Genomic DNA, 21,718 nt, shown 5'->3' with positions numbered 1-21,718 from the left:
GCCCTTTCCGATTCGTGGGGCCATTCGATGCTGTCACTATACATCCATGAATGTATGTAAACTACCGGGCTTCCCCGATGGCCCGGCTGTTTATGCTGGCTTTCTGTTCGCTCCGCGAACGCGCCATCTCCCGTCTTTGCTTCAAAGGATTCGCATGCCTCTCCTGCATGTTTCGCGTCATTCGTCGTTTTCGCCGCGCCTCGCGATCGTGGCCGCTGCTGTGGTGTTGGCGCTCGCGGCCTGTTCCAAGGCCGATGCGCCGGCCGGCCCGGGCGGCGGTGCCGGCGGCGGCGCCCGCCCCGCGCCAGAGGTGGGGGTGGTGGTTGCCACACCGGGCGACGTGGGCCTGGTGACCGAGCTGCCGGGCCGGCTCGAAGCCTCGCGCGTGGCGCAGGTTCGCGCCCGGGCCTCGGGCATCCTGCTGAAGCGCGAGTTCCGCGAAGGCAGCGACGTGAAGGCCGGTCAGCTGCTGTTCCGCATCGACCCGGCACCGCTGGTGGCGGCCGCGCAGAACGCGCAGGCCACGCTGGCGCGCGCCGAGGCCAACGCGGTGCAGGCCAAGGCACTGGCCGACCGCTACAAGCCGCTGGTCGAGGCCAATGCGGTGAGCAAGCAGGAATACGCGAACGCGGTGGCTTCGCAAAAATCCGCCGAGGCCGACGTGGCCGCGGGCCGCGCCGCGGTGCAGACGGCCAAGATCAACCTCGGCTATGCCGACGTGACCTCCCCCATTTCGGGCCGCATCGGCCGAGCGCTGGTGACCGAGGGTGCGCTGGTGGGCCAGGGCGACGCGACCGAGCTGGCCGTGGTGCAGCAGATCAACCCGGTGTACGTGAACTTCACGCAGTCGGCCTCCGAGGTGCTGAAGCTGCGCCGCGCACTGGCTGCGGGCCAATACAAGCGCGCGAGCGGCGAAGAGGCGGCCAGCGTGACGGTGGTGCTGGAAGACGGCACCGAGTACGCGCTGCCCGGCAAGCTGCTGTTCTCCGACCTGACGGTGGATTCGACCACCGGCCAGGTCACGCTGCGCGCCGAGGTGCCCAACCCGAAGGGCGAGCTGCTGCCGGGCCTGTACGTGCGCGTGCGGCTGGAGCAGGCGCAGGCCACCAACGCGATCACGATTCCCCAGCAGGCGGTCACGCGCACGCAGCAGGGCGACACGGTGTCGGTGGTGAGCGCGGACGGCAAGATCAGCCAGCGCACGGTGAAGATCAGCGCCGCCAAGGACAACCAGTGGGTGGTGCTCGATGGCCTGAAGGCGGGCGAGCAGGTGATGGTCGACGGCTTCCAGAAGCTGCAGATGATGCCGCCCGGCACGCCGGTGAAGGCGGTGCCATGGAAGAAGCCCGCGCCCAACGGCGCGGCACAACCGGCTGCGCCGGCGGCGTCTGCCGCGGCGGCGCCAGCGAGCGGTCCGGCGCCTGCCACGGCCGAGAAGAAGTAATCAGGAGCGCGCCCGCATGGCCAAATTCTTTATCGACCGACCGATCTTCGCCTGGGTGATCGCGCTGTTCATCCTGGTGGGGGGCAGTGTCGCCATCACCCAGCTGCCGATCTCGCAGTATCCGCCGGTGGCTCCGCCGGCCATCGTGATCAACGTTGCCTACCCGGGCGCCTCGGCCCAGACGCTGGAGGACAGCGTGCTGTCCGTGATCGAGCGTGAAATGAACGGCTCGCCGGGCCTGATCTACATGGAATCGGTGGCCCAGGCCGACGGCACGGGCACCATCACCATCAGCTTCGAGGCCGGCACCAACCCCGACCTTGCGCAGGTGGACGTGCAGAACCGGCTCTCGCGCGCCACGCCGCGCCTGCCGGCGGCGGTGACGCAGCAGGGCGTGCGCGTGGACAAGTCGCGCAACAACTTCCTGCTGTTCGCGATGCTGTCTTCGGACAACCCGAACTTCGACCCAGTGGCGCTAGGCGACTATGCCGCGCGCAACATCGTGCCGGAGCTGCAGCGCGTGGTGGGCGTGGGCCAGGCGCAGCTGTTCGGCACCGAGAACGCGATGCGCATCTGGATCGATCCGGCCAAGCTGCAGGGCTACAACCTGTCGGCCACGGACGTGAACAACGCGATCCGCGCGCAGAACGCGCAGGTGTCCTCGGGCACGCTGGGCGACCTGCCCAACATCCCCGGCCAGGCGATTGCGGCCACGGTGGTGGTGAACGGCCAGCTGGCCAATGTCGACCAGTTCAAGGAGATCGTGCTGCGCGCCAACACAGACGGCTCGACCGTGCGGCTGAAGGACGTGGCGCGGGTGGAGCTGGGCGGGCAGTCGTATGCCACCTCGGCGCGCCTGAACGGCGTGCCCGCGGTGGGCATTGGCGTGCAGCCCACGCCCAACGGCAACGCGCTGCAGTCGGCCAAGGCGATCCGCGCCAAGATGACGGAGCTGGAGCGCTTCTTCCCGCAGGGCGTGAAGTGGACCATTCCGTACGACAGCTCGCGCTTCGTGCAGATTTCCATCACCGAAGTGGTCAAGACGCTGCTCGAAGCGATTGCGCTGGTGTTCGTGGTGATGTTCCTGTTCCTGCAGAACTGGCGCTACACGATCATCCCGACCATCGTGGTGCCGATTGCGCTCCTGGGCACCTTTGCCATGCTGCTCGCCATGGGCTTCTCGATCAACGTGCTGACCATGTTCGGCATGGTGCTGGTGATCGGCATCGTGGTGGACGACGCCATCGTGGTGGTGGAGAACGTCGAGCGCATCATGAGCGAGGAGGGGCTGTCGCCGCTCGAAGCCACGCGCAAGGCGATGAAGCAGATCTCGGGCGCCATCATCGGTGTGACGGTGGTGCTGATCTCGGTGTTCGTGCCGCTGGCGTTCTTCGCGGGCTCCACGGGCAACATCTACCGCCAGTTCTCGGCGGTGATGGTGACCTCGATCGCCTTCTCGGCCTTCATGGCACTGTCGCTCACGCCGGCGCTGTGCGCCACGCTGCTCAAGCCGGTGGAAGCCGGCCACCACCACGAGAAGACCGGCTTCTTCGGCTGGTTCAACCGCGGCTTCACGCGCACGGCCAAGGGCTATGAAAGCGTGGTCGCGCGCATCCTGCGCCGCGCCGCGCGCTACCTGATCATCTACGTGGCGATCATCGGCGCGGTGGTGTTCACCTACCTGCGGCTGCCGAGCTCGTTCCTGCCGGCGGAAGACCAGGGCAACATCATCGTGAACGTGCAGCTGCCCCCGGGCGCGACGCAGGAGCGTGCGCTGTCGGTCATGCAGCAGGTCGAGGGCTTCATCCTGAAGCAGCCCGAAGTGCAGAGCATGGTGGGCGTGATGGGCTTCAGCTTCTCGGGCCAGGGGCAGAACGCGGGCCTTGCCTTCGTGACGCTGAAGGACTGGGAAGAACGCAAGGACCCGGCCCATTCGGCCAGCGCGCTGGCGGGCCGTGCCTTCGGTGCGCTCTCGGGCATCCGCGACGCGTTCATCTATCCGCTGAGCCCGCCGCCCATTCCTGAACTGGGCAATGCCAGCGGCTTCAGCTTCCGGCTGCAGGACCGCTCGGGCGCAGGCCACGAGGCGCTGATCAACGCACGCAACCAGCTGCTGGGCATGGCCGGGCAGAGCAAGATCCTGTCGCAGGTGCGCCCCGACGGCCTGGAAGACGCGCCGCAGCTGCAGATCGACATCGACCGCGACAAGGCCAACGCACTGGGCGTGACCTTCGACGCGATCAATGCCACGCTGTCGACGGGCCTGGGTTCGAGCTACATCAACGACTTTCCGAACCGCGGCCGCCTGCAGCGCGTGGTGGTGCAGGCCGATGCGCCGGCGCGCATGCAGCCGGACGACCTGCTGCAGCTGAACGCGAGCAACACCAAGGGCCAGCCGGTGCCGCTGTCGGCCTTTGCGACCACCAAGTGGGTCAAGGGCGCGACGCAGACGGTGCGCTACAACGGCTACCCGGCCATCCGCATCAGCGGCGACGCCGCCGCGGGCTACAGCACGGGTGCCGCCATGGCCGAGATGGAAAAGCTCGCCGGGCAGCTGCCGCAGGGCTTCGGCTTCGAATGGACGGGCCAGTCGCGCGAAGAAAAGCTCGCGGGTTCGCAGGCCATCATCCTGTATGGCTTTGCGATCCTGGCGGTGTTCCTGTGCCTGGCCGCGCTGTACGAGAGCTGGTCGATCCCGCTGTCGGTGATCCTGGTGGTGCCGCTGGGCGTGCTGGGCGTGCTGCTGGCGACGATGCTGCGGGCCTACTCGAACGACGTGTACTTCCAGGTGGGGCTGATCACCATCATCGGCCTGTCGGCGAAGAACGCGATTCTGATCATCGAGTTTGCGAAGGACCTGCAGGCGCAGGGCCGGGGCATCGTCGAGTCGGCATTGGCCGCGGCCCACCTGCGGTTCCGCCCGATCATCATGACCTCGCTGGCCTTCGGCCTGGGCGTGGTGCCGCTGGTGCTCGCCTCGGGTGCCGGCTCGGCCAGCCAGCGCGCCATCGGCACGGGCGTGCTCGGCGGCATGGTGACGGGTACGGCGCTGGCCGTGATCTTCGTGCCGGTGTTCTTCGTGGTGGTGCGCAGCCTGTTCAAGGGCAGCGCGCGCCAGCACGAGGCCGACAAGCGGCACGCGGAAGCAGCCGGCATCACGGAAGAAAAAGCACATGACTAAGAAACTGATTCCCACAGCCCTGGCCGCGGCAATGCTGCTGGCCGGCTGCTCGCTGATTCCGACCTACGAACGCCCGGCGGCGCCGGTGCCCACCACCTTTCCGGGCGACCCGGCGCAGCCGGCCGGCCCGGCCGCGGCGGCCGTGCCGTGGGAAGACTTCTTCACCGATCCGCGGCTGAACGGGCTGATCCGCACCGCGCTGGAAAACAACCGCGACCTGCGCGTGTCGGTGCTCAACATCGAGCAGGCGCGCGCGCAGTTCCAGATCGAGCGCGCGGCGCTGTTCCCGGCGCTGGGCCTCACGGGCAGCGGCTCGCGCTCGAGCCCCAACCCGTACCAGGCCTTCGACAGCAGCGCGGGCAGCGTGTCGTCGCAGTACAGCGTGAACCTGGGCGTGACCGCCTGGGAGATCGACTTCTTCGGCCGCGTCCGTGCGCTGAAGGACCAGGCGCTGGCGCAATACCTGGCCACCGAGGAATCGCGCAAGGCCGCGCAGGTGAGCCTGATCGCCGCGGTGGCCACCGGCTGGCTCACGCTGATTGCCGACGACGAGCTGCTCGAACTCACGCGCCAGACGCTGGTCACGCGTGAGGAGTCGGTGCGCCTGACCAAGATGCGCTTCGACAACGGCGTGTCGTCGGAGCTCGACTTCCAGGCCGCGAACTCGCTGGCCGAAACCGCGCGCGCCTCGTATGCGCAGCAGCAGCGCACGCGCATGCAGGACGAGAACGCGCTCGCCCTGCTGCTGGGTGCGCCGGTTCCGGCCGACGCCACAGCGGGCGGCATCAAGGGCCTGGACAGCGTCAAGCCGATGCCCGACGTGCCGGCGGGCCTGCCCTCCGACCTGCTGACGGAGCGGCCCGACATCCGCGCTGCCGAGCAGCAGCTGATTGCGGCCAACGCCAACATCGGCGCGGCACGCGCCAACTTCTTCCCGCGCGTCTCGCTGACCACCACGCTGGGCACCGCGAGCAGCGAGTTCTCGGGCCTGTTCGACCGCGGCTCCAAGGCCTGGTCGTTCGCGCCGTCGGTCACGCTGCCGATCTTCGACGCGGGCCGCAACCGGGCCACGCTCGACTCGGCCAAGGCCGGGCGCGAGATTGCCGTGGCGCAGTACGAGAAGTCGATCCAGACCGCGTTCCGCGAAGTGGCCGATGCGCTGGCGGGCCGCGCCACGCTGGGCGAGCAGGTGCGTGCGCAGCGCGCGCAGGCCGATGCGGAGGCCGTGCGCTTCCGGCTCTCGGACATGCGCTACCGCAACGGGATTGCCAGCGCGCTCGACCTGCTCGATGCGCAGCGCTCGCTGTACACGGCGCAGCAATCGGCGGTCACCACGCGGCTCCTGCAGCTGCAGAACCAGGTCACGCTCTACAAGACGCTGGGCGGCGGCTGGGCCACGCCGGGCAGCAAGGGCTGAGGCTTTCGCGCGACGGACTCGAAGAGGCCTTCCGTCCTTTGGGCGGAGGGCCTCTCTATAATCGCCGGTTGATTCGAAAAAGCCCCCCGACGAGCCCCCGTTAATTGAGGACGCCAATGAGCGCAGACCCGCATTACCAGGCCACAGAAGAAGCCCACACCGGCCCGATCAAGAACCCGAAGCAACTGCTGCTCGCGGTATTTTTCTCCTTCGTAGCACCCATCCTGATCATCGTGGGCCTTGTGGCCTATGTGGTGTCGGGCAACAAGCCCGCGGGCACGGCCGAGGGCGACAACATGTCGCTGTACGGCGTGTCGAAAGATGCGCGCGACCGCGAAGTGGCCGAGCGGCTCAAGAAGGTCGGCGCCATCGAGATCCGCGATGCCAACCGCCCGCTGGCAGCCGGCGAGGCCGTCTTCAAGGCGCAGTGCGCGGCCTGCCACGCGTCTCCCGGCATTCCCGGCGCCCCGCACTACGGGGACGCTGCAGCCTGGGGCCCGCGCATCGGCCAGGGCTACGAAACGCTGCTCGACCATGCGCTGCATGGCAAGGGCGCGATGCCGGCCCAGGGCGGCGGCGACTTCGAAGACCTCGAAATCGGCCGTGCCGTGGTCTACATGGCCAATGCCGGCGGCGCCAAGTTCGCAGTGCCCGAGCGTCCCGCAGCGGCAGCGGCTCCCGCCGATGGCGCGGCTTCGGCGCCCGCGGCGGCCGCCAGCAAGTAAGCGAGCCACGCCCCCAAAGACAAAGCCGGCTTCGAGCCGGCTTTTTCATGGGCGCTGCAAGCTGCAGCTACTCTTTTGATAGCGCGATGAGCCGGCGCCCCGCCGGGCTCAGCACATGGCCGAAGCGCTGCGGCAGATCGGCCGCTTGCACCGGCTCGGGGGTCCACAGGCCCTGCTCCACCGCGTCGGCGGCCAGGCCCACGTCCTGCGTATGGACCAGCCCGAGCCCGAGGGGCGCGGCCAGGAAGAGGCGGCCCTGCTCGTCGAGCAGGCAGGCCGAAATGCCGCCCGCCGCCTGCCCGGTGTGGGCCGTGACGGCAAAGCCCGCGCCATCGGCAATGCGCCAGACGAAGGGCGCGGCCTCCAGCTCGACATACACGCGCTGCGGACCGTTCTGGAAGAACCACTGGCCTTCGTCGTCGTGGTCGTAGTTGCGCTGGATGAAGTCGATCAGCTTCTCGTGCCGCAGCATCGAGCCCTTGGCCACGGGGAAGGCGCCTTCGGCCTGGGTGCGGTCGTCGCGCATGTACCAGTTGCCGCGCGCGTCCAGGCCAAGCCAGCCGTAGCAATGCGGCACGTTGGGCCACTTGGCGAGCGCCTGTTTGACGATGTCGTCCATGGAAGCTATTTTGCGCGCGCCTGCGGCGCAGTGGATGGTGCAAACCCGGCCAGCCAGCCGCCCACGCGCTCCGGCATGCCGAGCACGTGGCCGGGCGGCGGCCCGAGCGGAAAGCCCACGTGGCCGCCGTGCGCGGGCTGCCACAGCGTGACGTGCGGGCCGACCTCGCCGGGGCCGGGCAGGCTGCTGGCCGGGATGAACGGGTCGTTGAGCGCATTGACCACCAGCGTGGGCACGCGGATCGCGCGCAGGTGCGGCTTGGACGAGCCGCGGGCCCAGTAGTCGTCGGTGTTGCGAAAGCCGTGCAGCGGCGCGGTGAACACGTCGTCGAAGGCGTAGAGGTCGCGCGCCGCAAGCAGCCGCTCGCGGTCGAACAGGCCGGGAAACTGCGCCAGCTTGGCGAGCGCCTTGGGCTTCATGGTCGAGAGGAACATGCGCGTGTAGACCAGCCGGTTGAAGCCGCGGCCGATGGCTGCGCCGCCGGCCGCCAGGTCGAGCGGCGCGGACACCGAAGCCACCGCGTTGACCACATCACGGGCCGTGTCGCCAGCCTCGCAGGCCCAGCGCAGCAGCGCATTGCCGCCGAGCGAGACGCCCGCCGCCAGCACCGGGCCTCCGCCCTGGCGCGCGTGCTGGTCGTGCATGCGCTGCAGGATCCAGCCGATCTCTTCGTAGTCGCCCGAGTGGTAGGCGCGCGGCGCCAGGTTCATCTCGCCGCTGCAGCCGCGGAAATGCGGCACCGCGAAGGCCATGCCCTGCGCGGCGGCAAAGGCCGCGAACGCCTCCGCATAGTGGCTGCGGGAGGAACCCTCCAGCCCGTGGAACAGCACCAGCAGCGGCCGCGGGCCGGGCAGGTCCGCATCGACGAAGTCGACGTCGATGAAGTCGCCGTCGGGCGCGGTCCAGCGCTCGCGGCGGTAGGCGGGCGCAGGCCCCTCGAAGCGGCGCGCATAGAGCGCCGGCCAGATGGTCTGCAGGTTGCCGCCCGGCAGCCAGCGCGGCGCCATGTAGCCCATCGACGCATGCAGGGCGGATGAAGAATAAGGCGCGTCGGCGGACATCGCTTCAGTGCAGGGTCTGGGGCAGCTCGTTCAGGTCGCTGGGCTCGCGCGCGCTGCCGGGGCTCGCGTGGTGCGCCACCAGGCGCCACCCTTCGACGGTCTTGTGATAGACGTTGGTGGCCAGCACGAAGGCATGCTTGGGGCCTTCGGCCGTGAGCACCTCGATGCGCTCGAGCACGTTGTGCACCGCGCTCGCCAATGATTCGATCTTGCGCACGCGCGCCGGCGTCGCATGGATGGCGCCGTTGCCGAACATCTGCTCGAAGGCCGCGCGGATCGCGGTGGCACCCACCAGCCGCGGGCCGCCGGGATGCACGCAGAACACCTCGTCCTCGTCGGCCCAGCAGGCCATCAGGGCATCGATGTCGCCGCGCTGCAGCGCTTCGTAGAAGGCGGCTTCGATGTCGTCGGCAGTGCCGCCGATGGCCGCGGCGGCGCGGAGTGGGGTCTTGGGCATGGGGTGATTTTGCCGCGCGATCGGTGACATGGGGCTGCACCGCTTTGGCCTTGCGGCGCACCGCGTTGCCGCAGCGCGGGCGGTTCGCCTGCTCCACTTTGGACCAAATGGTCAAAACACAACATCTGGAAACTCTCAAGTCATTGATTTAAAAGAGATTTTCCAATTGGCACGGGCCATGCTTAGGGCTTTGCGACCTCGCAACAGGAGCTTTTTGCATGAACGTCGGCATCTTCATTCCCATCGGCAACAACGGCTGGCTGCTCTCGGAAAACGCGCCGCAGTACAAGCCCAGCTTCGAGCTCAACAAGGAGATCACGCTGAAAGCCGAACGCTACGGCGTGGACTTCGTGCTTTCGATGATCAAGCTGCGCGGCTTCGGCGGCAAGACCGAGTTCTGGGACCACAACCTCGAGTCGTTCACGCTGATGGCCGGGCTCGCTGCGGTCACCACGAAGATCAAGCTCTTTGCCACGGCTGCCTCGCTGGTGATGCCGCCGGCCATCGTCGCGCGCATGGCGTCGACCATCGATTCCATCTCCAACGGACGCTTCGGCCTGAACCTCGTCACCGGCTGGCAGCGGCCCGAGTATTCGCAGATGGGCATGTGGCCCGGTGACCAGTTCTTCGGCACGCGCTACCAGTACCTCTCGGAATACATCCAGGTGCTGCGCGACCTCTGGGGCAGCGGCCGGTCGGACTTCAAGGGCGAGCATTTCAAGATGGACGACTGCCGCCTGAGCCCGCAACCGAAGGCCGACATGAAGGTGATCTGCGCGGGCCAGAGCGATGCGGGCATGGACTTCTCGGCCAAGTACGCCGACTACAACTTCTGCTTCGGCAAGGGCGTGAACACGCCCAAGGCCTTCGCGCCCGCGGCCGAGAAGCTCATCGAGGCCACGCGCAAGACCGGCCGCCACGTCACCACCTACGTGCTGATGATGGTGATTGCCGACGAAACCGACGAGGCCGCGCGCGCCAAGTGGGAGCACTACAAGGCCGGCGCCGACCACGAGGCCATTGCCTGGCTGGGCCAGCAGGGCGCGGCCGACACCAAGTCCGGCGCCGACACCAATGTGCGCCAGATGGCCGACCCGACCTCGGCCGTCAACATCAACATGGGCACGCTGGTCGGCTCCTACGCCACCGTCGCGCGCCTGCTCGACGAAATGGCCGAGGTGCCGGGCACCGAGGGCGTGCTGCTGACCTTCGACGACTTCGTGCAGGGCGTGGAGGCCTTCGGCGAACGCATCCAGCCGCTGATGAAAAGCCGCGCGCACGTGCAGAGCCCCGTGCCGTCGCAGGCCGAAGCCGAGCGCCTTGCGGCCTGAGCAGGAGCGTCACGTGAGCACTCCCGCACGCAACACCACCCTCACATCGAACACCCCGGTCGGTGCGCCGCGCCTGCCCGGCGCTCCCGCACCGCGGGTGCTGCCCGCGCGGCCCGAACCGCTCGCGCTGCATGCCACCGACTCGGCGCTGATCGTGGTCGACATGCAGAACGCCTATGCGTCGATCGGTGGCTATGTCGATTCGGCCGGCTTCGATATTTCCGGCGCGCAGGGCACCATTGCCAACATCGCGCGCACCATCGCGGCGGCGCGCGCGGCCGGCATGCTGGTGGTGTTCCTGCAGAACGGCTGGGACGCCGCGTATGTCGAAGCCGGCGGACCGGGCTCGCCCAACTGGCACAAGTCGAACGCGCTCAAGACCATGCGCGCGAAGCCCGAGCTGCAGGGCAAGTTCCTCGCCAGGGGCGGCTGGGACTACGAGCTCATTGCCGAGATGAAGCCGCAGCCCGGCGACATCGTGGTGCCCAAGACGCGCTACAGCGGCTTCTTCAACAGCACGCTCGACAGCACGCTGCGCGCGCGCGGCATCCGCCACCTGGTGTTCACCGGCATCGCGACCAACGTGTGCGTGGAGTCGACGCTGCGCGATGCCTTCCACCTCGAATACTTCGCCGTGATGCTGGAAGACGCGACGCACGAGCTCGGCGGTGCGGCCATCCAGAAGGCCTCGGTCTACAACGTGGAGACCTTCTTCGGCTGGGTCTCCACCGTCGACGACTTCGTGCGCAGCTTCGCGCCTGCCGCCGCCTGACTCCCATCGTTCAACCCACAGCAAGGAAATCCCATGCCCAAGCAAGCCATCATCCCCGCCGGAACCACCACGCCGATCGCTCCCTTCGTGCCCGGCACCATGGCCGACGGCGTCGTCTACGTGTCGGGCACGCTGCCCTTCGACAAGGACAACAACGTGGTCCATGTGGGCGACGCCTCGGCGCAGACGCGCCACGTGCTCGAGACGATCCAGCGCGTGATCGCGACGGCCGGCGGCACCATGGACGACGTGACCTTCAACATGATCATGATCAAGGACTGGGCCGACTACGCGAAGGTCAACGCGGTGTACGCCGAGTTCTTTCCGGGCACCAAGCCCGCGCGCTACTGCATCCAGTGCGGCCTGGTGAAGCCCGATGCGCTGGTCGAGATCGCCTCGATCGCCCACGTCGGCAACAAGGCCTGAGCATGCCGCTGCACTATGAAGTGCACGGGCCGGCCGATGGCGAGGCGGTGCTGCTGTCGTCGGGCCTCGGCGGTTCGGCCGCCTTCTGGCAGCCGCAGCTTGGCGCGCTGCTCGAAGCGGGCCATCGCGTGATTGCGTACGACCAGCGCGGCACGGGCCGCAGCCCCGCGGCGCTGGACGCGGGCTACGCCATTGCCGACATGGCGCGCGACGTGGTGCAGATTCTCGACGCCACGGCCACGCCGCGCTGCCACCTGGTGGGCCATGCGCTGGGCGGGCTCGTGGGCCTGCAGCTGGCGCTCGACGAGCCCTCGCGCGTGGCGAGCCTGGTGCTGGTCAATGCGTGGTCGAAGCCCAATCCGCACTCGGCGCGCTGCTTCGATGCGCGGCTCGCGCTGCTCGATGCCTGCGGACCGCGCGCGTATGTCGAGGCGCAGCCGATCTTCCTGTACCCCGCGGCCTGGTGCGCGGAACATGCGCAGCGCGTGGCCGATGAGGTCGACCATGCGTTTGCGCATTTCCCGGGCGAAGCCAACATGCGCGCACGCATCGGTGCGCTGCGCGCCTTCGACATCGACGCGCGCCTTGGCGACATCACCATGCCCTCGCTGGTGGCCGCCGCCATGGACGACGCCCTGGTGCCATGGACCTGCTCGCAGCGTCTGGCCGATGGCCTCAAGGACGTGACGCTCCACTTCATGCCGCACGGTGGCCACGCGCACAGCGTGACCGAGGCCGCCGCCTTCAACCGCAGCCTGCTCGACTTTCTCGCCCGGGTCAGCGCACCCGGTGTTCCCGCATGACCATGATGAAACCTGCTCTCGACGACGCCGCACTGGCGCTTCTTTTTACCGAGGCGCGCAGCCACAACGGCTGGACCGCCGAGCCCGTGACCGACGCGCAGATCCGGCAGATCTACGCGCTGGCCTGCATGGGCCCGACCTCGGCCAACTGCTCGCCCGCGCGCTTCGTGTTCGTTCGCACGCCCGAAGGCAAGCAGCGGCTCGCGCCGGCGCTTTCCAAGGGCAACCTCGACAAGACCATGGCCGCGCCCGTCACGGTGATTGCGGCATGGGACCGCAAGTTCTACGACAAGCTGCCCATGCTGTTCCCGCATGCCGACGCGCGCAGCTGGTTCACCGGCAGCCCCGAGGCCGCGCACGAAACCGCCTTTCGCAACGCCAGCCTGCAGGCAGCCTACCTGCTGCTGGCCGCGCGCGCGGTGGGCCTCGACGCCGGACCGATGTCGGGCTTCGACAAGGCGAAGGTCGACGCCGCGTTTTTCGAGGGCACCGACTGGAGCGTCAACTTCCTGATCAACCTCGGCCATGGCGATCCGGCCAAGGTGTTCGGCCGCCTGCCGCGGCTGGGCTTCGACGAAGCCTGCCTCCTCGCCTGAATCCCGTCACAGGAATTCCTCCTCATGCTGCTGAACGCAATGGCACCCCACCACGTCATGCCGAGCGGCGCGCCTGCCGCGCTGCCCAAGGCCGACTACCGCAACGCCATGGCGCGGCTGGGCGCGGCGGTCAACATCATCACCACCGACGGCCCCGCGGGCCGCGCCGGCTTCACGGCCTCGGCCGTGTGCAGCGTGACCGACGAGCCACCGATGCTGCTGGTGTGCCTGAACCGCTCGGCCTCGGTGTACCCCGCGTTCACTGCCAACGGCGTGCTCTGCGTGAACGTGCTCGCGGCAGGACACCAGGCGCTCTCGGGCCTGTTCGGCGGCAAGACGCCGATGGACGAGCGCTTTGCCGCGGGCCGCTGGAGCCGCAAGGCCACGGGCTCGCCGGTGCTCGAAGATGCTGCGGCCTCGTTCGATTGCCGCGTGGTGCAGGCTACGAGCGCGGGCACGCACGACGTGCTGTTCTGCGAGGCGCTGGCGATTGCCATAGGCGGCAAGGCGCAGAGCCTGATCTATTTCGATCGGCGCTATCACGAGATCGCGGCGCCGCCGCAGCACTGACCGTCCCGGGGCGTTTGCATGGCTCCTTCCCCTCTGGGGGAAGGTTGGGATGGGGGCTTGCAGAGCGCCCAACAGGTACGCCGCTTGCCCCCACCCCTGCCCTCCCCCGGAAGGGGAGGGAGCAAGACTCAGCGGACCGTGATGCCCTGCAGCACGATGCGCTGAACGTTCTCCACCGTCTGCTCGAAGAAGGCCGGGTCTTCCAGCGTATGCCCCGTCAGCGCCTGCACCTGCACGCCGAAATCGGCGTAGTGCTGCGTGATGGCCCAGAGCGCGAAGATCAGGTGGTGCGGATCGACCGGCGCGAGCTTGCCGGCGGCGATCCATGAACGGATGACCTCCGACTTGCGCTCCACCAGCGTGCGCAGTTCGCGGTCGAGCTCGTCGCGCAAGAGCGGCGCGCCCTGGATCATTTCGAGGCAGAACAGGCGCGATGCATCGGGCCGGTCGCGCGAGACCACGAGCTTGCGGCGGATGTAGCCGCCGATGGCTTCGCCCGGGTCCTGCTCGGCGCTGAAGCCTCGCAGCGGCTCGAGCCACAGCGCGAGCAGGTCGCGCAGCACGTTGACGTACAGCTCTTCCTTGTTGGCAAAGTAGTAGAGCAGGTTGCTCTTCGACACATCGGCGCGCGCCGCCACCTGGTCGATCGACGTGCCATGCAATCCGAAGCGCGAGAACAGGCCCAGCGCGGCGCCCAGGATGGCGCTGCGCTTGTCCTCGATCTGGCGCAGCCTGCGGCTCACCGCGGACGCGCTGCGCACGGCGGGCTTCGCGCGCTCGCGCGCCGGGCCCTTCACCGGGATCTTCTTCTTGGTGCTGCTGGCTGCGGCCAGCGCCTTGGTCTTCGGCATCTTCCCTCGCTTCGTCGATTACTTGCGGACTCTTCTTCCAACGCGCACCACTGTAAGGCCGCGGTGCATCGCGTTGCGCCAGCGCGGCCTCAAGGCACGGCCGGCACGCACCATGCTGACGCGGCCAACGCGTTTTGTCCATTTGGTCCAACTGGCACAGACGTTGCATGGCGAAAGGCATGCCAAGCACGAGGACCGACACATGAGCACCCTGCTGTCCGTACCCATCATCGATCTCGCGCCCTACTTCGCCGGCACGGCCGAAGGCAAGGCGCAGGTTGCGGCCAAGGTCGACGAGGCCTGCCGCAGCATCGGCTTTCTGGTCATCACCAACCACGGCATTCCCGCCGAGCTGATCGCGCGCGTGTCGCGGCTCTCGCGCCAGTTCTTCGACATGCCGCTGGCCGAGAAGCGCAAGGTCGACCGCCCGCGCGAAGACGCGGTGCGCGGCTACAGCGCGGTCGGCGAGGAAGGGCTTTCCTACAGCCTGGAAGAGGCCGCGCCCGGCGACCTGAAGGAATCGTTTTCCATCGGCCCCTCCAACGTGCCGGACGACGACTACCACCGCGGCCCTGCCGCCGGCCCGCACTTCGAGCCCAACAGCTGGCCGCCGATCGACGGTTTCCGCGAAGCTTATGAAAGCTACTTCGAGGCCATGAGCGATCTCTCGCGCTCGCTGATGCGCATCTTCGCGCTCGGCCTTGCGCTGCCCGAGACCTTCTTCGACGACAAGATCGACAGGCACATCAGCATGTTCCGCGTGCTGAGCTATCCGCCGCAGCGCGAAGCGCCGCTGCCGGGCCAGCTGCGCGCGGGCGCGCACAGCGACTACGGCAGCCTCACCATCGTGCTGCCCGACGACAAGGGCCTGCAGGTGTTCAACAAGGCGGGCCAGTGGGTCGACGTGCCGCAGGTGGAAGGCGGCCTGGTGGTCAACATTGCCGACCTGATGATGCAGTGGACCAACGACCAGTGGGTGTCGACGCTGCACCGCGTGGTCAACCCGCCGTTCGAGGTGGCCAGCACCAACCGCCGCCAGTCGCTGGTGTTCTTTCACCAGCCCAACTACGACGCGATGGTCGAGTGCCTGCCGAGCTGCCTCGCGCCGGGCGAGCAGCCGAAGTACGCACCCATTTCTTCGGGCGACCATCTCACGTCGAAGTTCGTGAAGCAGACGACCTTTGGTGGGACCAAGGTGGCGGTCTAGATGAAGTCCTGCTTTTCTGTTCGTCGGCGTGTGTGTTTGGTGCGTGGTTTGGGGCACTGCCGTTCAGGGCGCGATCTCGCCGACGGGGTACGCGGCGAAGCGAATGTCCTCCGGCCTTCGGCCTCCCCCTTGATTTCGCTGCGCAAGGCACCCCATCGACGTGACCGTTGGTCAGAGCAGTCGTTGATCGGCGATGCAACAGCAGCGTGTCCAGGTGCACAGAGCATCGGGTGCTCCCCGCAGCGAAATCAAGGAGGAGGCCGAAGGCCGGGGGACATTCGCGGAGGGGAGTACCCGGTGATCTGTGCACACGCCCCGAGCAAGAACGCCAGAACCACCACGAACGCGCAATGAGCACCTGACATGCCCCATCTCTCCTACGTCAACGTCTTCGCAAAGGACGTGGTCGCGCTCAGCGGCTTCTACCAGCGCGTGTTCGGCTTCCCCGAGATCGAGGCGATCCGCTCGCCGATCTTCCGCGGGCTCGACACCGGCAAGTCGAGCCTCGGCTTCAACGCGCTCGAGGCCTACGAGCTGCTGCACCTGGCCGAATTTTCCGACACACGTGGCGTGAAGTTCCTGCTGAACATCGACGTCGACAGCAAGGACGACGTGGACCGCATGGTGCCCGTCGCGCTCGAGGCCGGCGCCACGCTGGTGAAGCCGCCCTACGTCACCTACTACAACTGGTACCAGTCGGTGCTGCTCGACCCCGAGGGCAATGTGTTCCGCATCAACTTCATGATGTGACGCGCGCGGCGCGCCTTCCCTTCTTCCTTCCCTTCTTCCTTCCCTCTCGACACGCTCCCCACGAAAGGTTGCTCCATGCTGCTGCGCACTCCCACCCACGGCTTCGCCCTTGGCCTTGCATCGGCGCTCGCGGCCGGCGGCGCGTTGTTCGCGCTGCCCGCCGCGGCGGCCGACGGCTTCACGCTCAAGGACAAGCCGAAGATCGCCATGCTCTACTTCGGTCCGAAGAACGACGGCGGCTGGACGCAGGCCTTTGACGAAGCGCGCGTGAAGATCGAGAAGGAGATCGGCCAGAAGATCCAGTTCGTCGAGAACGTGCCCGAGGACGCGTCGGCCATCAAGCCCGCGGCCGAGAAGTTCATCCAGCGCGGCGCCAACATCGTGATCGGCACCGCCTTCGGCTACTCCGACAGCTTCAAGGACCTGGCCGCCAAGTACCCCGGCGTGGCTTTTCTCAACGGCTCGGGCACCACCAACGGCAGCAATCTCGAATCGTTCTACGGCCGCACCTACGAGAGCCAGTATCTCTGCGGCATGGCCGCGGGCGCAGCCTCCAAAAGCGGAAAGCTCGGCTTCGTGGCGGCCAACCCCTTCGGCGTGGTGAACTGGACCATCAATGCCTTCGCGCTGGGTGCGCAGAAGATGAACCCCAACGCCACGGTCAACGTGATCTACACCGGCGCCTGGAACGACCCGGTGAAGGAACGCGCCGCCGCGGCCGCGCTGATCGACCAGGGCGCCGACGTGATCGGCCAGCACGTCGACTCGCCCACGCCGCAGATCGTGGCGCAGGAGCGCGGCGTGTACGGCACCGGCCACCACCGCGACCTGCGCCAGTTCGCGCCCAAGGCCACGCTGTGCTCGTCGGTGTGGGTGTGGGACCGCTTCCTGACGCCCGAGCTCAAGAAGATCATGGCCGGCAACTGGAAGCCCGGCCAGTACGGCGCCTTCATCGAGATGAAGGACGGCGGCACCGACATCGCAGGCTTCGGCCCCGCGGTGCCCAAGGACAAGGCCGCGCAGATCACGGCCGAGCGCGACGCGATCATGAAGGGCAAGCAGGTCTACGCCGGCCCGCTCGCCGACCGCGACGGCAAGGAGCGCGTGGCCAAGGGCGCGGTGCTGTCGGATGCCGACCTCTGGAAGATGGACTGGTTCGTCAAGGGCGTGGTCACGCAGAAGTAAGCAGGCCGGCCGATGCCCAACGCGCTCCAGCTCACCGGCATCCGCAAGTCCTTCGACGGCTTTGCGGCGCTGACCGACGCGCACTTCGAAGCGCGCTGGGGCGAAGTGCATGCGCTCCTGGGCGAGAACGGTGCGGGCAAGTCCTCGCTCATGAACATCGCGGCCGGGCTCTATGCGCCGGAGGCGGGCCAGCTGCTGGTCGACGACAACCTGGTGCACTTTGCCGGACCGCGCGATGCGGCCAGGCACCGCATCGGCATGGTCCACCAGCACTTCAAGCTGGTGCGGCCGTTCACGGTGGCGCAGAACATTTTGCTCACCGCGCCCGCGCCGGCCGAGTTCCAGAGCCACGGGGAGCGCCTGCGCGAGATTTCGCGCGACATCCGCAACAAGGCCTCGGAGCTGGGCTTCGAGATCGATCCGTCGAAGCGCGTCGATGCGTTGTCGATCGCGGAACAGCAGCGCGTCGAGATCCTCAAGGTGCTGCTGGCGGGCGCGCGCATCCTGATCCTCGACGAGCCGACCGCGGTGCTGACCGACCAGGAAGCCGCGCGCCTCCTGCAGACGGTGCGGGGCCTCGCGCGCGGCGGCTCTGCCGTGGTGCTGGTCACGCACAAGATGGCCGACGTGAAGACCTATGCCGACCGCGTGACGGTGATGCGCGGCGGCCGCACGGTGGCCACGCTGGAGCCCGGCGCCACCTCGGTGGCCGAGCTCGTGAAGCTCACGGTGGGCGAATCGGTTGCCACGCAGGGCTTCGAGCCCGCGAAGTCGCCGCGCGGCCCGGTGCGGCTCACGGTGCGCGGCCTGCGCTCGGCCGCATCGCCCGAGGGCCGCCGCGTGCTCAATGGCGTCGACCTCGAACTGCATGCGGGCGAAATCTACGGCCTGGCCGGTGTCGGCGGCAACGGGCAGGGCGAGCTGGCCGGCGCCATCATGGGCCTGCCGGATGCCGGCGGGCCGCTCGAAGGCGAGATCCATCTGAGCGGCCACGGCGACCTCAAGGCCATGCCCGCACCCGAGCGCCGCAACGTGGGCATTGCCACGATCCCGGCCGACCGCTACGGCCTCGCGCTGGCCGGCAGCCTTTCGGTGGCCGAGAACTACGCGATCGGCCGCGTGCACACGGGCCGCTACGGCCCCGCCTGGCATCTGCGGCGGCGCCGCATCCAGGACGATACGCAGGAAGCGGTTCGCGCCTTCGATGTGCTGGGGGTGCGCTCGGTGGCGCAGAAGGCCGCGCTGCTGTCCGGCGGCAACGCGCAGAAGCTGGTGCTCGCGCGCGAGTTCGGCAAGGCCCCCTCGCTGGTGCTCGCGCACAGCCCGAGCCGCGGGCTCGACGTGCGCGCGAGCGCCGAGGTGCATGCGCGGCTGCGCGCCGCACGCGACAGCGGCGCCGCGGTGCTGCTGATCAGCGAAGACCTCGACGAGGTGCTGCAGCTGGCCGACCGCGTGGGCGTGATGACGCGCGGGCGCATTGCCGGCGAATTCGCGCAGCCGGCCGACCGGCAGGCCATCGGACAGGCGATGGTGGACCATGGTTGACGCCACGCTCGCGGCCATCGCGCAGCCGGCGCAGACCGATCCGGAGGCCGCGCTCCGGGTGCGGCGCCAGCCGCTGGCGCGCCGGCGCTATGCGCTGGAGATCCGCCAGCACATGGGATGGCGGCGGCAGGCGCTGATCCTTGCGGCAGCGCTCCTCGTCGGCCTGGCGATTTCCGCCGCCATCCTGGTGGCGGCCGGCGTTCCCGCCAACGAGCTCGCCAACGAGTTCGTGATGCAGACCTTCTTCGACGGCCAGAACTTGCGCGCCGTGCTGTTCCAGGCTGCGCCCATGGTCCTCGTGGGCCTGGCCGGCTCGCTGGCGTTTCGCGCGCGCTTCTGGAACCTGGGGCTCGAGGGCCAGATGATCTGGGGTGCCATCGGTGCGACGGCCGTCTCGATGTGGCAGATCGGCCCCGAGCCGCTGCGCCTGCCGCTGATGTTCGCGGCCGCCATCGGCTGCGGGCTGCTCTGGGTGCTGGGGCCGGCGTGGCTGAAGATCAGGCTCGGCGTGAACGAGATCATTTCCACGCTGATGCTCAACTACATGGCGGCCAACTTCCTGCTGCACCTGGTCTACGGTAGCTGGAAGGACCCGAAGGACAACTTTCCCTATTCGCCGCAGTTCCGCGCCTTCGAGCGGCTGCCCGAACTGGGCGCCGGCGTGAGCAGCGCCATCGTGCTCGCGGCCGTGGTGGCGCTCTTCGCATGGTGGCTGGTGGGCCTGAGCCGCGCCGGGCTGTACCTGCGCTTCGTCGATGCCAATCCGCGCGTGGCGCATGCCAATGGGGTGCCGGTGCGCCGCACCATCTACGGTGCCGTGCTGCTGTCGGGCGCAATGGCCGGGCTCGCGGGCCTTGCGGTGGCCGCCGGGCAGGAAGGGCGGCTCACGCAGGCCTTCTACCAGGGCTACGGCTTCTCGGGCATCCTGATTGCCTTTCTTGCGCGCAACAACCCGCTCGCGGCCACCGTGGTGGCGCTGCTGGTGGCGGCGCTGTTCGTCACCGGCCGCAGCCTGCAGGTGTTCTACCAGGTGCCGTTCTCGATGGTGCAGCTGATCCAGGCCATCATCGTGGTGTGCGTGGCGGCCAGCGATTTCTTCATTCGCCATCGGCTGCGGCGCGTGGGTGCGGAGGCTGTGCAATGAGCGGCGGCATCGTGCTGAACTGGCTCGCGAGCACGCCCGATTTCGCGGTGCCCTATGCGCTCGCGGCGCTGGGCCTGATCATCAGCGAGCGCGCGGGCGTGCTGTCGCTCGGCGCCGAAGGGCTGATGTTGGTCGGAGCGCTCGCGGGCATCGGCGCGCAGCTTGCCATGGGGCAGCCGGCCGTGTCGCTGGTGATGGCGATGCTCGCGGCCAGCGCGGTGTCGCTGCTGTTCGCGGTGATGGTGATCTGGCTGCGCGTGAACCAGGTGATCGCGGGGCTCGCGCTGGTGTTCTTCTGCCAGGGCCTCACGGCACTCGTCGGCTCGCTGGCCGAATGGACCAACCATGCCACCGAGGGCATCGGCGCGATGGCGCTGTGGCCGCTGTCGCTCCTGCCCGGCGCCGGCCGGCTGTTCGAGCAGAACGCGATGGTCTGGCTCACGCTGCCGATCTTCCTGGCGGTGGCGTGGTTCTTCTCGCGCACCTCGGCCGGGCTGCGGCTGCGCGCGGTGGGCGAGAACCCGCAGGCGGCCGATGCGGCCGGCATCCGCGTTGCCATGTGGCGGCTGGCCGCGGTGCTCGCGGGCGCGGCGCTGGTGGGGCTGGCGGGCGCATACATCTCGGTGGTCAGCACCAAGCTGTGGATCGCGGGCATGACCGGCGGGCGCGGCTGGATCGCGGTGGGGCTGGTGATCTTCGCGCGCTGGTCGCCGTGGAAGGCGCTCGCGGGCGCACTGCTGTTCGGCTGCATCGAGGCGCTGATCCCGCAGCTCGCGGCGGCCGGCGTGCAGCTGCCGCAGTACTTCGTGATGATGACGCCCTATGCGGTGACGCTCGGGGTGATGGTGTGGGTCGCGCTCTCGCGGCGCGGCGCCGACGAAGAACCCGGTGCGCTGGGCCAACCCTATGTGCGGGAAGAGCGCCGATGAAGGCCTGGGTCTACAACGAGGAGCGCGAGCTCGACGCGGCGCAGTTCGCCGACTACCTGGACCCGGCCACCACCGCGGTCGTGTCCATCGACATGCACCGGGGCCACCTGGACGACAGCCCCGACTGCCCCTGCCCCGCCCCGCGGGCGCGCGACGTGGTGGCGCCCATCGACACCTTCCATGACGCGGTGCGCGCGCTGGGCGTTCGCATCGTGCACATCAGGTCGGTGCTGCGGCCCGGCGGCGTGGACGACGTCCACGGCATTCCGTCCGCATGGCGGCGCACCTTTCCGCTGCACGTGGGCGCAATACCGAATGCCGACGCGCACGCCATCGAAGGCTCGAAGTGGACCGAGTGGGTCACGCGCGTTGCGCCCGGCGACATGCGCGTGGACAGCAAGCGGCGCCTCTCGGCCTTCTACCCGACCGATCTCGACTTCCTGCTGCGCAACCAGCGCATCGAGACGGTGGTGCTCAACGGTGGCTTCACCGACTGCTGCGTGCTCAACACCGCCTTCGACGCCAGCAACCGCAACTACCGCGTGATCGTATTGCGCGACCTGGTGCGCGGCACCGATGCGCATCTGGAAGGCGCGGCGCTTGCGATGGTGTCGCTGCACCTGGGGCTGGTCATGGACTCGCACGAGCTGCTGGGCCGATGGCGCGGCGGCCTCCGTTCTTCCGTCAACCCGATTCGCTGACACC

21 protein-coding genes are annotated in these 21,718 nt (G+C 68.4%); 17 read left to right on the top strand and 4 right to left on the bottom strand.

The window, feature by feature from the left end:
- Nucleotides 1-154 precede the first annotated feature (154 nt).
- The 4 genes from IB278_RS32235 (at nucleotide 155) to IB278_RS32220 (ending at nucleotide 6,767) form a co-directional block, all read left to right on the top strand.
- On the top strand, nucleotides 155-1,444 hold the full coding sequence (locus tag IB278_RS32235; RefSeq protein WP_192328238.1) for an efflux RND transporter periplasmic adaptor subunit: 1,290 nt from the start codon (nucleotides 155-157) through the stop codon (nucleotides 1,442-1,444).
- Nucleotides 1,445-1,460: 16 nt separating this feature from the next.
- Nucleotides 1,461-4,625 carry an efflux RND transporter permease subunit gene (locus IB278_RS32230; RefSeq protein ID WP_145739724.1) on the top strand — a complete coding sequence of 1,055 codons (3,165 nt, stop codon included), beginning with the start codon at nucleotides 1,461-1,463 and terminating at the stop codon, nucleotides 4,623-4,625.
- Entirely contained in the window at nucleotides 4,618-6,042 is a 1,425-nt protein-coding gene (locus tag IB278_RS32225) for an efflux transporter outer membrane subunit (protein ID WP_192328235.1), read from the top strand. Before IB278_RS32230 ends, IB278_RS32225 begins: the two co-directional genes overlap by 8 nt.
- A 116-nt stretch (nucleotides 6,043-6,158) precedes the next feature.
- Nucleotides 6,159-6,767 carry a c-type cytochrome gene (locus IB278_RS32220; RefSeq protein ID WP_145739720.1) on the top strand — a complete coding sequence of 203 codons (609 nt, stop codon included), beginning with the start codon at nucleotides 6,159-6,161 and terminating at the stop codon, nucleotides 6,765-6,767.
- Nucleotides 6,768-6,834: 67 nt separating this feature from the next.
- Here IB278_RS32220 and IB278_RS32215 read toward each other — a convergent pair whose 3' ends face one another.
- The 3 genes from IB278_RS32215 to IB278_RS32205 are packed head-to-tail and all read right to left on the bottom strand — an operon-like array spanning nucleotide 6,835 to nucleotide 8,904.
- Entirely contained in the window at nucleotides 6,835-7,386 is a 552-nt protein-coding gene (locus IB278_RS32215; protein WP_145739718.1) for a DUF2946 family protein, read from the bottom strand.
- Nucleotides 7,387-7,391: 5 nt separating this feature from the next.
- Nucleotides 7,392-8,402 carry a YheT family hydrolase gene (locus IB278_RS32210; RefSeq protein ID WP_192328275.1) on the bottom strand — a complete coding sequence of 337 codons (1,011 nt, stop codon included), beginning with the start codon at nucleotides 8,400-8,402 and terminating at the stop codon, nucleotides 7,392-7,394.
- 49 nt (nucleotides 8,403-8,451) lie between these two features.
- Nucleotides 8,452-8,904 carry a YybH family protein gene (locus tag IB278_RS32205; RefSeq protein ID WP_145739714.1) on the bottom strand — a complete coding sequence of 151 codons (453 nt, stop codon included), beginning with the start codon at nucleotides 8,902-8,904 and terminating at the stop codon, nucleotides 8,452-8,454.
- A gap of 218 nt (nucleotides 8,905-9,122) precedes the next feature.
- Here IB278_RS32205 and rutA point away from each other — a divergent pair, with 218 nt between their 5' ends.
- Genes rutA through rutF form a run of 6 tightly spaced genes read left to right on the top strand, consistent with a single transcriptional unit; the run spans nucleotide 9,123 to nucleotide 13,402 of the window.
- Nucleotides 9,123-10,235 carry a pyrimidine utilization protein A gene (rutA, locus tag IB278_RS32200; RefSeq protein ID WP_192328232.1) on the top strand — a complete coding sequence of 371 codons (1,113 nt, stop codon included), beginning with the start codon at nucleotides 9,123-9,125 and terminating at the stop codon, nucleotides 10,233-10,235.
- A 13-nt stretch (nucleotides 10,236-10,248) separates the two neighbouring features.
- Nucleotides 10,249-11,007 (top strand): pyrimidine utilization protein B, encoded by a 759-nt coding sequence (gene rutB / locus IB278_RS32195; protein WP_261380205.1) that lies wholly within the window; start codon nucleotides 10,249-10,251, stop codon nucleotides 11,005-11,007.
- Nucleotides 11,008-11,040: 33 nt separating this feature from the next.
- A complete protein-coding gene (gene rutC, locus IB278_RS32190) occupies nucleotides 11,041-11,433 on the top strand; it encodes a pyrimidine utilization protein C (protein WP_145739711.1) in 393 nt (130 codons plus the stop codon).
- A 2-nt stretch (nucleotides 11,434-11,435) separates the two neighbouring features.
- Nucleotides 11,436-12,236 (top strand): pyrimidine utilization protein D, encoded by an 801-nt coding sequence (gene rutD, locus IB278_RS32185; protein WP_192328229.1) that lies wholly within the window; start codon nucleotides 11,436-11,438, stop codon nucleotides 12,234-12,236.
- Nucleotides 12,233-12,832 (top strand): malonic semialdehyde reductase, encoded by a 600-nt coding sequence (locus IB278_RS32180; RefSeq protein WP_145739707.1) that lies wholly within the window; start codon nucleotides 12,233-12,235, stop codon nucleotides 12,830-12,832. The genes rutD and IB278_RS32180 overlap by 4 nt, the downstream gene beginning before the upstream one ends.
- A gap of 24 nt (nucleotides 12,833-12,856) precedes the next feature.
- Nucleotides 12,857-13,402, top strand: a complete 546-nt coding sequence (gene rutF, locus IB278_RS32175) for an NADH-dependent FMN reductase RutF (RefSeq protein WP_192328226.1) — start codon at nucleotides 12,857-12,859, stop codon at nucleotides 13,400-13,402.
- Nucleotides 13,403-13,530: 128 nt separating this feature from the next.
- Here the strand turns inward: rutF and rutR are convergent, their stop codons facing one another.
- The gene (rutR, locus tag IB278_RS32170) at nucleotides 13,531-14,253 is read right to left on the bottom strand and encodes an HTH-type transcriptional regulator RutR (protein WP_192328223.1); all 723 of its coding nucleotides are present in this window, start codon (nucleotides 14,251-14,253) and stop codon (nucleotides 13,531-13,533) included.
- Nucleotides 14,254-14,455: 202 nt separating this feature from the next.
- Here rutR and IB278_RS32165 point away from each other — a divergent pair, with 202 nt between their 5' ends.
- From IB278_RS32165 to IB278_RS32135, 7 genes are all read left to right on the top strand, one after another.
- On the top strand, nucleotides 14,456-15,460 hold the full coding sequence (locus IB278_RS32165; protein ID WP_145739701.1) for an isopenicillin N synthase family dioxygenase: 1,005 nt from the start codon (nucleotides 14,456-14,458) through the stop codon (nucleotides 15,458-15,460).
- A 363-nt stretch (nucleotides 15,461-15,823) separates the two neighbouring features.
- A complete protein-coding gene (locus IB278_RS32160) occupies nucleotides 15,824-16,210 on the top strand; it encodes a VOC family protein (RefSeq protein ID WP_145739699.1) in 387 nt (128 codons plus the stop codon).
- Nucleotides 16,211-16,285: 75 nt separating this feature from the next.
- Entirely contained in the window at nucleotides 16,286-17,395 is a 1,110-nt protein-coding gene (locus IB278_RS32155; RefSeq protein WP_192328220.1) for a BMP family ABC transporter substrate-binding protein, read from the top strand.
- A 12-nt stretch (nucleotides 17,396-17,407) separates the two neighbouring features.
- On the top strand, nucleotides 17,408-18,940 hold the full coding sequence (locus IB278_RS32150; protein ID WP_192328217.1) for an ABC transporter ATP-binding protein: 1,533 nt from the start codon (nucleotides 17,408-17,410) through the stop codon (nucleotides 18,938-18,940).
- A complete protein-coding gene (locus IB278_RS32145; protein WP_225613310.1) occupies nucleotides 18,933-20,084 on the top strand; it encodes an ABC transporter permease in 1,152 nt (383 codons plus the stop codon). Before IB278_RS32150 ends, IB278_RS32145 begins: the two co-directional genes overlap by 8 nt.
- On the top strand, nucleotides 20,081-21,013 hold the full coding sequence (locus IB278_RS32140) for an ABC transporter permease (RefSeq protein ID WP_192328214.1): 933 nt from the start codon (nucleotides 20,081-20,083) through the stop codon (nucleotides 21,011-21,013). The genes IB278_RS32145 and IB278_RS32140 overlap by 4 nt, the downstream gene beginning before the upstream one ends.
- Nucleotides 21,010-21,714: a cysteine hydrolase family protein gene (locus IB278_RS32135; RefSeq protein WP_145739689.1), complete on the top strand. Its 705-nt coding sequence runs from the start codon at nucleotides 21,010-21,012 to the stop codon at nucleotides 21,712-21,714. Before IB278_RS32140 ends, IB278_RS32135 begins: the two co-directional genes overlap by 4 nt.
- Nucleotides 21,715-21,718 lie beyond the last annotated feature (4 nt).

It is taken from the genome of Variovorax sp. VRV01, from assembly GCF_014852545.1.
GTDB lineage: Bacteria > Pseudomonadota > Gammaproteobacteria > Burkholderiales > Burkholderiaceae_C > Variovorax > Variovorax beijingensis_A.
The sequence above is the reverse complement of the archived record's forward strand: the minus strand, read 5'-3'. Positions and strand labels throughout refer to the sequence as shown.